Below are 13,245 nucleotides of genomic sequence, written 5' to 3'. Positions count from 1 at the left end.
TCGGGATTAATCATCCAGGCCTAAAGCCTGAGTTTTACGAGTCAGGGTATTTCTTCCCCAACCCAGCAATACTGCAGCCTTCTGACGATGGTTATGACTTGCTTTGAGTGCTTCTTCGATCAAAACCTTTTCAAAGATCGGTTCCGCTTCGGTATGCACACCCTCTTTACCGGAAAGCAGATAAGCTTCGGCCCAACGACGCAAAGGTGCTTCCCAATCGTCACCATCGTCATCCGGAGCTTTGAATTCGCTCGGATTTCTCAAATCCAAAGGCAGGTCTTCCATGTGAACGGTTTTATCCGGCGCCATGATCGTCAACCAGGTACAAAGACTGCGCAACTGACGGACGTTACCCGGCCAAGGCAAACTGCTCAGGAAACGTTCCACGTCTTTACTTAGATGCTTCTCTTCAAGTCCTAACGATTTCGACTCCTTGTCGAGGTAAAAACGCAGCAGAAGAGGAATGTCTTCACGGCGTTCTCTCAGAGCAGGGACTTTGATACGAATAATATTCAAACGGTACAGCAAATCTTCACGGAAACTGCCGTCACGCACTAACTGTTCCATATTCTGGTGGGTTGCCGCAACGATACGTACATCGGTTTTGATCGGGTTTTTTCCACCCACGCGATAGAAACTACCGTCATTCAAAACACGCAACAAACGGGTTTGCAAGTCGACCGGCATATCCCCGATTTCATCCAGAAACAGGGTTCCACCGTTGGCTTGTTCAAAACGTCCGATACGCTGGGAATGTGCGCCTGTAAAGGCACCCTTTTCATGACCAAACAGCTCCGATTCCAATAATTCGCGTGGAATTGCGGCGGTGTTGAGAGCCACAAACGGATGTTCGGCTCGCGGGCTGAGTTCGTGCAAGGCTTGCGCGACCAATTCTTTACCTGTACCGGTCTCACCGTTGATTAATACGGTAACGTCCAACTGAGAAACTCGACCGAGTACGCGGAAGACCTCCTGCATCGCCGGAGCGACACCGATGATGTTCAACGGCTGCTTGTCATGCGCACGCTTTCGGCGGCTCTTCTGAACACCGCCGGACATCTTGCGCTTAATGGCACGCTCGATCAGGCCGGTAGCCTCGTCGATATCAAACGGTTTCGGCAAGTATTCGAAGGCTTTACTCTGATAAGACTTAACCGCTGTATCCAAGTCAGCGTGCGCGGTCATGATGATGACCGGAACATTCTTGTCACGTTCGTGAATGGCTTCCATGAATGTCAAACCATCCATATCCGGCATACGCACGTCACTGACGATGACTGTCGGCTGCATATCGTCAAATGCCTGTAACGCCATCAGAGGTGAATCGAACGCTTTTACAACATAGGGTTTATCTTCCAATGCCGTTTCCAATACCCAACGAATCGAGGCATCGTCATCAACAATCCAAACAACCGGCAATTCTTCTTCATTATGTTCTTGCACTAACTTCGTCCTCTGTTTTTATAACGGCAAATAGACGTTAAACACCGTCTTGCCCGGTTCACTTTCTGCCACAATCAAGCCGCCATGCTGACGCAATACGCTCTGCGCAACTGGTAACCCGAGACCGGTACCTTCTTTTTTACTGCTCACCATCGGATAGAAAATCGAATCGAACACCTCTTCCGGGATCCCCTCACCTTCATCCATAATACTGATGACGGCAACCAGCGGGAAGGTTTTGGTGCCCAAGGTGAACTTACGCTCTACTCGAGTCTTGATGGTCAACATTCCGCCATGTTTTTCCATGGCTTGAATCGCATTTTTGACCAGATTCAATACGGCTTGAACCATCGCTTCGAAATCGATGTCCACTTCCGGAATACTGGGATCGTAATCAAGTTTGATATAGACGTTTCCAGGTTTTTCGCCTTCAATGATCTGCAACACATAACGAATCAATTCGTGAATGTTATGTGGCTCTTTTTCAGCCGTCTGTTTCGGCCCGAGCATTCGGTCCACCAGGTTCTTAAGTCGGGAAACCTCTTTGGAGATAATGTCCAGAAAAGCCTGTTCTTTGTCTTTGGGCGAGTAACGTTTCTGCAACAGCTGGGCGGCACCTAAAATCCCCGCCAAAGGATTCTTCACTTCGTGCGCCAGAGTACTGACAAGTAGGTTACCAGCTTCATACTGGTGCCAGCGCTCGTCCTCTTCGACGATACGGTGGTGACGTTCTGTATTGAATATCTCCATCAACCAGCCCTTCTCACCATTCACCTCATAAGGCGCAAGCGTACAACTGACGCGAACCTTGGAGAAGTCGGGCAACACCAAAGCGTATTCATGGATGGTCAGTTTCTGTTCATCCGCCTTATGGACGTCTTCAACCAGATCCGGTAGGATCGCCGACCAATGTACGCCGACGATTCGGCTGGTACTGGTCTGGAACAGCTCACCTGCGGCGATGTTCATATAACCGATGGATTCGTCGCTGCGTATCCAGACCACCGCCGTGGTCAAACCTTCCAGCAGGTCTATAAACGTTTGTTTACTGTTCGTATCTGTCATTCGGATGGACTCACCATTATCGCCATCGCCAACCTATAGTCGATGGCATGAAATTTATTGCCGCTCACTTCAATCAGTAAAGGACCGTTCAAAGGCGCGATGTTCTCAATCGCCACCGAAACCCCGGTGGTCAGACCGATGGATGCCAAGTAGCGTAATTCTTCCGGACTGCGGTTCTTGATTCTTCTAACCTCCACCCACTGGTGCAGTGGAATCTCGATCAAAGGTACCCAGTCGTGCTGTTCCACTTCACCTTCAGGGGAAGGAATCGGGGAACCGTGGGGATCGTGGGTCGGATACCCCAAGTCTTCCCACATTCGGTTCACCAGCTTATCCGAGATGGAATGTTCAACCACTTCCGCTTCCGCATCCACTTCGTCCCAGGAATATCCAAGGCGCTCGACCAGGTACAGTTCCAGAATCCGGTGTTTGCGAACCATGTTCAAAGCGATCTTGCGGCCTGAGTCGGTCAGGCTGACACCATAATAAGGTGCGTATTCAATGTAATCCTGCTCGGCCAACTTCTTCAGCATATTGGAAACCGAAGCCTGCGAGATTGAGAGACGTTCGGCTATGGCGGAAGTTTGAACACCTTTACCTGCCGGAACCTTGCCTTCCAGCTTATAGATAATTTTCAGGTAGTCTTCTAACGCTTTGGACACCATGACTTTTAGTTGGTCTCCGTCATCATCTGTCGAATCACATCGGCTTCGGGAAAGGCAAAGATATAAAGGATGGTAAACAGGATGAGAAACACAAAGCGCCCGATTCCCTGAAACTTAATGACAGGATGGCACAATACAGCAAACGCCAACGCAGACACCACACCACCAATCGAACCGACTGTTCCCGCTAGCATCGCCATCAATGCACCAAAAGCCATGCCGTAATAGTGCCAGGTAAATTTTGCTTTTTGCTGTTTCACTGCTAATATCCTGTGCTATCAAATTTGAAAGCTATTTTATCAATAAAATCACAGCAAAATTTCCATTTTGGTGCAAAAAAATAAAAAAGAGGTCAAACAGATGAAAGATCCTATCATTGTGATCGGCTTGGGCGAGCTTGGAAGCGTCTTTGCCAGAGGGTTTCTAAGAACAGGACACCCCGTTTTTCCCGTTACCCGTGACATGGATATTCAATCCAGTGCGGACGCCTACCCGACTCCGAAAGCGGTACTGGTTGCCGTCGGTGAAGCAGACATCCATACAGTATTGAATAACTGTCCTGAAAAATGGAAAGACAAACTGATTTTGCTTCAGAACGAATTACTGCCTCGCGACTGGCAAGCCGCCAACATTTCCGATCCAACCGTGATTTCTGTCTGGTTCGAAAAGAAAAAAGGCATGGACAGCAAAGTGGTGTTACCGTCTCCGATCTATGGTCCAAACGCCCGTTTGGTCTTCGACGCCCTGGCCAGTCTGGACATTCCAAGCTACCTGGTCGACAGCGAAGAAGAGTTGAGCTATGAACTGGTTCGCAAAAACCTCTATATTCTGACCACCAACATTGCCGGTCTGGAAGTCGGAGGGAATGTAGAAGGTTTGATGAACCAGCACGCCATGGTCATGCAGACAGTCGCCAGCGACGTTTTGGACATTCAGGATTGGCTTACCGGAGAACAGAACAACCGGGAACGTCTGATGGAAGGTTTGATTGAAGCCATCAACGGCGACTTGGAACACGGTTGCATGGGACGTTCCGCACCGGCACGCCTGACCCGTGCGCTCGGTTTTGCGGATGAAGCCGGACTGGAAGTCTTCACGTTGAGAGAAATCGCTTCGAAACACCTGAAATAAGGTTATCCAGCTCGCACATCAAAAACACCTGTCCGGTGACGATCTAGAAACCGGACAGGCCTGTTTGAAAAGCAAAACAGTAAGCTTGTCGAATACCGGAAAATAAAAAACCCCATGGTGCGTCTGCAACATGGGGTTCTTAAATAATGGTGGGTCGTGAGCGATTCGAACGCTCGACCAATTGGTTAAAAGCCAACTGCTCTACCGGCTGAGCTAACGACCCAAACAAGTTTTCAGTGTTGCATCATCTGCAACGGTTCCCACAACTACCGGTAATCAAGCTGGGGAAAATTACCTGACGATTGTCAATTCAATCAAATCAGGCAATCCAGAATATGGTGGGTCGTGAGCGATTCGAACGCTCGACCAATTGGTTAACAGCCAACTGCTCTACCGGCTGAGCTAACGACCCAAACAAGTTTGCAGTGTTGCATCATCTGCAACGGTTCCCACAACTACCGGTACTCAAGCTGGGGAAAATTACCTGACGATTGTCAATTCAATCAAATCAGGCAATCCAGACTATGGTGGGTCGTGAGCGATTCGAACGCTCGACCAATTGGTTAAAAGCCAACTGCTCTACCGGCTGAGCTAACGACCCAAACACGTTTTCAGTGTAGCATCATCTGCAACGGTTCCCACAACTACCGGGCATCAAGCTGGGGAAAATTACCTGACGATTGTCATTTCAATCAACTAAGGCAATCCAGAATTTGGTGGGTCGTGAGCGATTCGAACGCTCGACCAATTGGTTAAAAGCCAACTGCTCTACCGGCTGAGCTAACGACCCGTTTCGGAATGGAGCGTATTATACAAGGCTGACCGATCTGTGCAAGCCTTTTTGAGGACTTTTTACAGTTTTTTTACGGACTCGCCGAATTTCAAGAACTTAGGGTTGATAGCGGGTCGGATCTTCGATTCCCGCATCGGCAAAGCCCTGCTTTCTCAGACGGCAGGAGTCACAAACGCCACAAGCACGCCCTTGGTCGTCCGCCTGATAACAGGAAACCGTCAAACCGTAGTCAACACCCAACTGAGTACCTGTTTGAATGATCTGCGCTTTGGTCAGATCAATTAATGGTGTCTGCACATGAAGCTTTTCCCCTTCAACACCGACTTTAGTCGCCAGATTCGCCATCTTTTCAAACGCCTCGATGAACTCCGGGCGGCAATCAGGATAACCCGAATAATCAACCGCATTGACGCCGATGAAGATATCGTTGGATCGGATCACTTCCGCCAACGCCAAAGCGTAGGATAAAAACACGGTGTTTCTGGCCGGAACATAAGTCACAGGAATCTCACCCGCTTCCACACCCGTTACCGGTACATCGATCGAACTATCGGTCAAGGCCGAACCACCGATTTGCGTCATATCCACCTGCACCACACGGTGCGACTTGGCATTTTGCTGTGCCGACAGGGCTTTAGCAAAATCCAATTCGGCACGGTGGCGCTGACCGTAGTCGAAGCTGATGGTATGGCACTCATACCCCTGCGAGGTGGCGATGGCAAGAACGGTTGCGGAATCCAACCCGCCCGAAAGTAAGATGACGGCTTTTTTTGGCATTATTTCACTGCTTTTACAAATTTCTTTTATTACTGATTACGGCAAGATACGTTTTTTGGCATTCTGAGCGGCTCGAGTCTCAGGGTAGTCGTTCATCACCTGTTTATACAAGGCGTTCGCCTCTGCACGCTTATCCAAGCTGACCAGACTGTCTGCGGCACGCAGCATAGCATCCGGAGTTTTGTTTGAATCAGGGTAGTGCTTAAACACACGTTCGAAAGAAGACAACGCCTTGGCGTAATCCTTAAGGATCAAATAACCCTCTCCCGCCCAATAGCTCGCATTGCTCGCCAGACTACTGTCAGGCGACTGTTTCAAAAACGCCTCGAAATCCTTGATCGATTCTTCGTATTTGGCGGCACGCATCAAAGCAAACGCTTTCTGATATTGTGCGTTTTCCTGAGCCGTTGCAGGATGAACCTTGATGGTTTCACCTGCAGTAGCTGCTGCCGGAGCCGGGGTTTCGGCCTGACCAGTCACTTCGGGTGTGACAGGAGGTGCGCCAGCACCAGGCCGAACAGAAACGGTGACACCTTGCTTTAACTGCTGTTCAAGCTCACTGATTCGCTGATCGGTTTCGGCATAACGCTGCTTAGCCTGATCAAGAAACAGTCGCTGATCGCGTTTCATGCGATCAATGGTGTCGTGCAACTGTTGAATTTCGCGTTGTTGTTGCGCCAAACGCTGACTAAGTTGCAACAACACCGGGTTATCCGCCATGCGCTCCAGACGTTGAATGCGCTCTTCGATCGAACCGACCGGTGCTGCATTGGCCATGGAAGTTGAAAACAACAGGGAACTGACTATCGCAATTTGAATCGTTTTTTTCATCATTCGACTGGTCTTTCTTGGTTCGTGAATCGGTTAGTGGATTTTGATCTCAACTCGGCGGTTTTTCATCCAGGCCTGTTCATCATGAGCCAACTCAGCAGGCTGCTCTTCACCGTAGCTGATGGATTCGATACGGTCGGCCTGAACACCAAACAGCATCATTACCTGAGCAACGGCCTTGGCACGACGCTCACCCAAAGCAAGGTTGTATTCCGGCGTACCTCTTTCATCGGTATGACCAACAAGGCTGACGGTTCTGGTTGGGTTATCCAGCAAAACTTGCGCATAATGTTTGACCAGCGCGGTGTTTTCGTCAGACAAGTTCGACTGATCGTAACCGAAATAGACGATCGGCTGATAGGTTGTAGCACCGTCAATCGACGTTCCATCGCCGAGGTTGCTGCCTTCGATACCTTTATCCAGCTCGACACCCTGAATTTCAACACCCAAATCCAAATCACTGCCATTTTGACCGGCACCCTGACCGGCTGCCCCTTCCACTGCCAATGGATCAAGATCGGTGTTCTTGGAACGGTCAATATCGTCGGAAGGCGTGCTGCTACAAGCTGTCAGGCCAGCAACTAAAGCCAAGGTGAAGAGAGATTTTAAATGCTCCATCAAAGTATCCTTTATTGTTATTGAAAAACGGGGTCTCTACTCCGTTCCCGGTTTATCGGCTGAGGAAAGGTCCCCAGGCCGGCTCTCTGACCTGCCCGTCCTTGACACTCAAGGTCTGGGAAGTGTTTCCGTCCAGCGAAACGACCGCCAATTTACCCTTATCGTTCTGGTTCATCGCATACAAAATCATTTCCCCGTTAGGCGAAAACGTTGGCGACTCATCCAGGAAGGTATTGGTTAAAATATTAAACTGATTTGTCTGAAGGTCAAGCAGACCGATGTGGAAACCACCACGCCCGTGAACCATTGCCAAATAGCGGCCGTCTGGTGAAATTTCAGGGTTGGCGTTATAAGGTCCGTCATAAGTCACACGCTGAACCTCACCGCTGTCCAGGAACACCTGAAATACCTGCGGCTTGCCGCGGCGGTCCGAATTAAAAAACAGAGAACGGCTGTCCGGCGCCCAAACGGATTCGGTTTCGATCGACCAGTTACTGGTCATACGTTTCAGATTTCTTGTTTTCAGATCCATCACATAAATATCCGCACTGCCGTCTTTGGACAAAGTCATGGACATCTTCGTACCGTCCGGCGACCATGCAGGCGCACCGTTAATACCTTTGAAACTGGCGACCGTCTCACGGGTTTTGCCGTCCAAACTCTGAACGATAATATAAGAACGCCCTTTCTCAAACGAGACATAAGCCAACTTCTTACCATCCGGCGACCATGCAGGCGACATAATCGGCTGCGGCGATCTCAAGATTGGCTGTGGGTTGTAACCATCTGCGTCCGCAACTTCCAAAGTATATCGGCGCTTGCCGTTAACATTTTTTAAGGTGACATAAGCGATCTGAGTATTGAACGCTCCACGAATACCGGTCAGTTCCTTATAGATCAGGTCACTCATGATATGAGCGATCTGGCGCAACTGTCTGCCCGGAATATTACTCCAACGCTTACCGATAATCTGAGTCTTACGCAACACGTCCAAAAAACGCATCTCGATCTGGTAACGGTCGTTCCCCTGATCGGTGACTTTACCGATCAGAATGTTATCGACATCCAGAGTACGCCACTTATCAAAATCCACTTCTTCCGGCAGACTTGGCAGAGCCGGCATCAATGTTGGAGAAACCGGCTTGAACTTGCCACTGCGTCGCAAGTTCTGGCGAATCACTTCCGAAAGATCTACCGGTGCCTGTTGCGCCTGCCCCTTCCAAGCAAGCGGCACGATAGCGATCGGCAACGCATTCTCGTAACTTTCGTTGATTTCGATGGTCAACTGCGCCTTGGCAGACATCGGCATGACAACCAAACCGAAAACCAACAGGCCTGCCCAGAACGAGGAACTCAGTAAACGTGATTCTTTTAGAACTCTAAACATAATCTTTCTCTAAACCTTTAGGGTTTGTTTGGGGTTTGAATTCAGGGTTTAAATACAAACTTGATATTACGTTCGAACAATTCGGGTACCGGCGGTTTCGGCAGAGGCTCGGAACGATATACCGCCTTTTCCGCCGCTTGTTTGAACTGTTCATTGGCAAACTGATTACAGTTGACCACCTTGACGCTGGTGACACGACCACCCGGCGACTGAGTGATATCCAGTTCGCACTGCGCCTGCTCCGAAATTCTGGCCGGAGTACGCCAGTTGTCTTTTACCTTGGCGGCAATCGAAGAAATATAGGTCTCTTTCAAAGAAAGCAACTGCTGACGTTTCTGTAGTTCACGCTGCATCGCTTCTTCAGCGGCCATCTGCTGTTGCAGTGCCGCTTTCTGCTGAGCCTGTTCCTGTTCCATCTTAGCCTGCAAGGTTGCAGCCTGAAGCTTCTCTTTTTCAGCCGCTTTTTTGGCGATTTCCGCCTCGATAGCCTTACGTTTGGCTTCTTCCGCCTTACGTTGCTGCTCGGCCTTGGCGATCTGCTCTTTGGCTTCCTGCTTTTTCTTCTCGGCTAACTGAGCTTCTTTGCGCAACTTCTCGGCTTTTGCCCTTTCCGTTTCGGCGCGTTTTTTCTCGGCTTCGACACGCTGTTTCTGAATATCGGCAAGACGCTTGGCTTCGTCGGCCTTACGTTTTTCAGCATCAGCTTTACGTTTTTGCTGTTCGGCAAGACGCTTGGCTTCATCGGCACGCTTCTTCTCGAGTTCCTGCTGTTTTTTCAGTTCGGCCAGTTTGCGCTTCTCTTTTTCGGACAAGGCCGCCAAACGTTTCTGTTCAGCCTTCTTCGCCTCTTCCTGTTCTTTAATCTGAGCCAGCTTCTCTTCCACAGCTTTGGAATCCACTGCGAAGGTTTTCATCTGCTGCATCTGTTTAACCGACTGAGTTGTTTGCGGCGTATCACCCTGACTGCTGATCTTGATCGCGTGCGGCGTCGATTCCCATTGGACAGCGACCGCAACGACAACGACAATGTGGATCAAAACCGCAAGTGATACCGAAACCGGATGTCTTAGAATGAATTGGATCATGACTTATCCTCCAATTCCGGTTCGGTCATCAAGGAGACATTTTCCACACCGTTCGCTTTTAAAAGCGTAAACAGGTGTACGACCTTACCGTATGGTGCGGCACGGTCACCTTGAATGTAGAAAGGTTGGTTCGCATTCAATTGCGCACGTGCGACCACCTCGGTCACCAGATCGGCCAACTCTTTGTTGCTCAACACCACGTTTGGCTGTTCGGAGGTTTTGTAAAGACCGTCACGTGTCACCGTAATCACGAATGGGGTCGGCTCTTGCGCTTGTGATTTGGAAGATGTTTTCTGCACGATTTCAGGCGTCTGAGGCAAATCGACCGTAACCGCCTGCTGAACAATCGGTGCCGTGACCATGAAGATGATCAGCAAAACCAAAGTGACGTCAATGTAGGGAACCACATTGATCTCCGCCATCAGACGCCTTTTCTGGCGTGAACTTCTAAAACCGTTACTCATACTTGCTACCCATCCACTCTTAAGCGTCGGTTGTCGATGAGGCAGCCGGTTTGTTTTCCAGGCTGTGGGCCTGTCTCTGCATGATGGTCAAGAAGCCTTCGGCAAAGTTTTCATATTCACCCAATAAACGATCCACCTGGTTGCTGAGACGGTTATAAGCGATAACCGCCGGAATCGCCGCAAACAGACCGATGGCGGTTGCAATCAACGCTTCCGAAATACCCGGTGCAACTGCCGCCAGCGTGGCGTTCTGAACATGCCCCAATGATTGGAAAGCGTGCATGACCCCCCAAACCGTTCCGAACAGACCGATATAGGGCGCAGAAGAACCGACCGTCGCCAACAGCGACAAACGGTTTTCCAGAACTTCGGACTCTTTGGAAAACGCGATTTTCATCGCACGCTGCGTGCCCGCAATCAAATCGGAAGTGTGTGCTACGCCCTGTTTTCTAAGGCGAACGAATTCTCTAAACCCGGCTTCAAAAATTGATGCCATGCCTTTGGATTTTTCTCCGCTCTGGGAAACCTGGTTGTATAGTGATGTCAGTTCCTGTGTCTGCCAGAACACTTGATCGAACTGTTGAGCGACCTTGCTCGCCTGACGGACCTGATGGGACTTGGCAATCGCCACCGCCCATGCGGAAATCGACATGATGGCCAAAATCACCATCACAGCTTGAACAACCGGACTCGCCAATAAAACAATATCAATTAAATCACTATTCATACTAATTACCCTTTTGCGGATAGATTCTTCCTAAATGCTCATACGCGCGACGTGTCGCCATACGTCCACGAGGACTTCTGATGAGAAAACCCTGTTGAACCAGAAACGGTTCAATCACGTCTTCAATCGTGCCACGTTCCTCACCCAGCGCCGTTGCCAGGCTGTCAATTCCGACCGGGCCGCCATCGAACTTATCAATCAAAGTCTCCAGATAACGTCCGTCCATTTTGTCCAATCCCAACGGATCGACTTCTAATAGATTCAGTGCTGCATCGGCGATTTCCGCCGTGATAATACCATCCCCTTTGACCTGCGCGTAGTCACGCACACGACGTAAAAGACGGTTAGCAATTCGCGGCGTACCGCGCGACCGCTTTGCGATTTCCAAGGAACCGGATAGCTCGGCATGCGTACCGAGAATATTCGCCGAGCGGCTGACGATCTGCGTCAACTCTTCATCCGAATAGAACTCCAGACGCTGCACCAGACCGAAACGATCGCGCAAAGGCGAAGTCAGCAGGCCTGCCCGTGTCGTCGCCCCCACTAGAGTGAATGGCGGAATGTCGATTTTGACACTCTGAGCCGCCGGACCGTCACCGATGACGATATCAATCTGAAAGTCTTCCATCGCAGGATAAAGCACTTCTTCTACAATCGGACTCAGGCGATGGATTTCGTCTACAAAAAGGACGTCATGCGGTTCCAGACGGGTCAGAATTGCGGCCAAATCACCCGGTTTTTCCAGGACAGGCCCCGACGTCTGACGCAAGGTCACGCCCATCTCCTGAGCGATAATATTTGAAAGTGTGGTTTTACCCAGCCCCGGAGGGCCGTACAACAATACATGGTCGAGATGCTCGCTGCGCATCTTAGCGGCGTCCATGGACAGCTGCAATTGCTCGCGAACGGCCTGCTGACCTATGTATTCGTGAATCTGTGTAGGGCGAACCGAAGGCTGTGTATACATATCATCTTCAGTTTCCTGGTTTCCTACAATGCGATCGGTTTCAATCATTTACAGTTTAATTCCTTGCAGCGCACGTTTAATGACCTCTTCCAAAGACAAGCTTTCGTCAAACACCGCTTGCACCATTTTCTCAGCCTGCTGCGGTTTATAGCCCAAAGCCACCAACGCATCGCAAGCCGACTGTTGTACGCTGTTCAGCATTGCCGGAGCATCTGCCGAAGCTCCCCCTAATCCCGTCATTGGTTCAAAACCGAACAGACCGGATTCCATAATCGGTTTCAAACGGTCCCGCATCTCGATCTGTAACCGTTCGGCGGTTTTTTTACCGACGCCGGGGATGCGGGTCAAAGCGGTTACGTCACCGGCATCGACATAAGAGCAGAACTCGTTCACCGACATTGCAGACAAAATCCCCAATGCCATCTTAGCTCCGACCCCGTTCACCTTAATCAGAGTTTTGAACAAAGTGCGTTCCGCCTCCGAAGCAAATCCGAACAGCAACATAGCGTCTTCACGCACATGCATATGAGTCAGGATCGTTACGGCTTCATTGGTATTTTCAAGCTGATAAAAAGTCGACATCGGTGCTTCCACTTCATATCCGACACCCTGTACATCCAACACCAACATCGGCGGTTGCTTCTGAACCAAAGTGCCTCTCAAAAATCCAATCATCCATCAATCCTTAAAACTTCGTGCCCTTCGAAAGGCTTTCGGGGTCAATCCCCAATGTCATATAACGGTCGTGGCACAAGGCGCACGCCAATGCATCGGCGGCATCTTCCTGAGGCGATTCCGTCAGCTTCAAAAGGTTTTGAACCATATATTGAACCTGCGTTTTGCCCGCATGACCTTTACCGACGATGGTACTTTTAATCTGTGTGGGAGTATATTCCATAATCGGAACATTTTTAATGGCCGCCGCGCATAAAATGACACCGCGGGCCTGTCCGAGTTTGATAGCCGAGTTGGGGTTTTTATAAACAAACACCTTCTCGATCGCCATAACGCTTGGTTGGTACTGATCGATAATTTGACAGACCGATTCGAAAATCGTTTTCAGGCGTTCCGCCCCCGACAGTTTCTCAACCCGAATCACGCCACTTACCAAATAATTGGGATGATAACGACCTGATTCAATCAGACCGAATCCGGTTTTTCTCGACCCCGGATCAATCCCTAACACACGTTTTATGGCGCTCAAAACAAACCTCAAACTTTAGTAAACCGACAGGTCTGGTTGCGTCGATGCCATGGCAAAACCAAACTTGCCAAACCCATCTAGCATTCTA

15 protein-coding genes and 4 tRNA genes are annotated in these 13,245 nt (G+C 49.8%); 1 reads left to right on the top strand and 18 read right to left on the bottom strand.

What is annotated here, in order from left to right; translation table 11 throughout:
• Window positions 1–6 precede the first annotated feature (6 nt).
• From ntrC to QCB45_RS00360, 4 genes are read right to left on the bottom strand one after another with little or no spacing between them, the layout of a single operon-like run.
• Window positions 7–1,443 carry a nitrogen regulation protein NR(I) gene (gene ntrC, locus QCB45_RS00375; RefSeq protein WP_279418534.1) on the bottom strand — a complete coding sequence of 479 codons (1,437 nt, stop codon included), beginning with the start codon at window positions 1,441–1,443 and terminating at the stop codon, window positions 7–9.
• Window positions 1,444–1,461: 18 nt separating this feature from the next.
• A complete protein-coding gene (glnL, locus tag QCB45_RS00370; RefSeq protein WP_279418531.1) occupies window positions 1,462–2,508 on the bottom strand; it encodes a nitrogen regulation protein NR(II) in 1,047 nt (348 codons plus the stop codon).
• Window positions 2,505–3,173: a metal-dependent transcriptional regulator gene (locus QCB45_RS00365; protein WP_279418529.1), complete on the bottom strand. Its 669-nt coding sequence runs from the start codon at window positions 3,171–3,173 to the stop codon at window positions 2,505–2,507. Before QCB45_RS00365 ends, glnL begins: the two co-directional genes overlap by 4 nt.
• 5 nt (window positions 3,174–3,178) lie before the next feature.
• On the bottom strand, window positions 3,179–3,433 hold the full coding sequence (locus tag QCB45_RS00360) for a hypothetical protein (protein ID WP_279418527.1): 255 nt from the start codon (window positions 3,431–3,433) through the stop codon (window positions 3,179–3,181).
• Window positions 3,434–3,533: 100 nt separating this feature from the next.
• On the opposite strand from QCB45_RS00360, the gene QCB45_RS00355 reads away from it, so the two are divergent.
• Window positions 3,534–4,304, top strand: coding sequence for a hypothetical protein (locus tag QCB45_RS00355; RefSeq protein ID WP_279418525.1), 771 nt, complete (start codon window positions 3,534–3,536; stop codon window positions 4,302–4,304).
• A gap of 147 nt (window positions 4,305–4,451) precedes the next feature.
• Here the strand turns inward: QCB45_RS00355 and QCB45_RS00350 are convergent.
• The 14 genes from QCB45_RS00350 to ruvC form a co-directional block, all read right to left on the bottom strand.
• Window positions 4,452–4,527, bottom strand: a tRNA-Lys gene (locus QCB45_RS00350).
• Between the two features lie 113 nt (window positions 4,528–4,640).
• Window positions 4,641–4,716, bottom strand: a tRNA-Asn gene (locus QCB45_RS00345).
• 113 nt (window positions 4,717–4,829) lie between these two features.
• Window positions 4,830–4,905, bottom strand: a tRNA-Lys gene (locus QCB45_RS00340).
• Between the two features lie 113 nt (window positions 4,906–5,018).
• Window positions 5,019–5,094: transfer RNA gene (locus tag QCB45_RS00335), tRNA-Lys, on the bottom strand.
• Between the two features lie 99 nt (window positions 5,095–5,193).
• A complete protein-coding gene (queC, locus tag QCB45_RS00330) occupies window positions 5,194–5,874 on the bottom strand; it encodes a 7-cyano-7-deazaguanine synthase QueC (RefSeq protein WP_279418523.1) in 681 nt (226 codons plus the stop codon).
• 36 nt (window positions 5,875–5,910) lie between these two features.
• A complete protein-coding gene (gene ybgF / locus QCB45_RS00325; RefSeq protein ID WP_279418522.1) occupies window positions 5,911–6,708 on the bottom strand; it encodes a tol-pal system protein YbgF in 798 nt (265 codons plus the stop codon).
• A gap of 30 nt (window positions 6,709–6,738) precedes the next feature.
• Window positions 6,739–7,323: a peptidoglycan-associated lipoprotein Pal gene (gene pal, locus QCB45_RS00320; protein ID WP_279418521.1), complete on the bottom strand. Its 585-nt coding sequence runs from the start codon at window positions 7,321–7,323 to the stop codon at window positions 6,739–6,741.
• Between the two features lie 52 nt (window positions 7,324–7,375).
• Window positions 7,376–8,710 carry a Tol-Pal system beta propeller repeat protein TolB gene (gene tolB / locus QCB45_RS00315; protein ID WP_279418520.1) on the bottom strand — a complete coding sequence of 445 codons (1,335 nt, stop codon included), beginning with the start codon at window positions 8,708–8,710 and terminating at the stop codon, window positions 7,376–7,378.
• Window positions 8,711–8,751: 41 nt separating this feature from the next.
• A complete protein-coding gene (tolA, locus tag QCB45_RS00310) occupies window positions 8,752–9,795 on the bottom strand; it encodes a cell envelope integrity protein TolA (protein WP_279418518.1) in 1,044 nt (347 codons plus the stop codon).
• Window positions 9,792–10,259 carry an ExbD/TolR family protein gene (locus tag QCB45_RS00305; protein ID WP_279418515.1) on the bottom strand — a complete coding sequence of 156 codons (468 nt, stop codon included), beginning with the start codon at window positions 10,257–10,259 and terminating at the stop codon, window positions 9,792–9,794. The genes tolA and QCB45_RS00305 overlap by 4 nt, the downstream gene beginning before the upstream one ends.
• Window positions 10,260–10,278: 19 nt before the next feature.
• Complete coding sequence (tolQ, locus tag QCB45_RS00300) at window positions 10,279–10,986, bottom strand: protein TolQ (protein WP_279418514.1); 708 nt, start codon at window positions 10,984–10,986, stop codon at window positions 10,279–10,281.
• 1 nt (window position 10,987) lies between these two features.
• A complete protein-coding gene (gene ruvB, locus QCB45_RS00295) occupies window positions 10,988–12,001 on the bottom strand; it encodes a Holliday junction branch migration DNA helicase RuvB (RefSeq protein WP_279418513.1) in 1,014 nt (337 codons plus the stop codon).
• Window positions 12,002–12,628 (bottom strand): Holliday junction branch migration protein RuvA, encoded by a 627-nt coding sequence (gene ruvA, locus QCB45_RS00290; RefSeq protein ID WP_279418511.1) that lies wholly within the window; start codon window positions 12,626–12,628, stop codon window positions 12,002–12,004.
• A 10-nt stretch (window positions 12,629–12,638) separates the two neighbouring features.
• Complete coding sequence (ruvC, locus tag QCB45_RS00285) at window positions 12,639–13,157, bottom strand: crossover junction endodeoxyribonuclease RuvC (protein WP_279418510.1); 519 nt, start codon at window positions 13,155–13,157, stop codon at window positions 12,639–12,641.
• Window positions 13,158–13,245 lie beyond the last annotated feature (88 nt).

This window comes from Thiomicrorhabdus sp. ZW0627 (assembly GCF_029767005.1).
In the GTDB taxonomy this organism is placed as follows: Bacteria; Pseudomonadota; Gammaproteobacteria; order Thiomicrospirales; family Thiomicrospiraceae; genus Thiomicrorhabdus.
The sequence above is the reverse complement of the archived record's forward strand: the minus strand, read 5'-3'. Positions and strand labels throughout refer to the sequence as shown.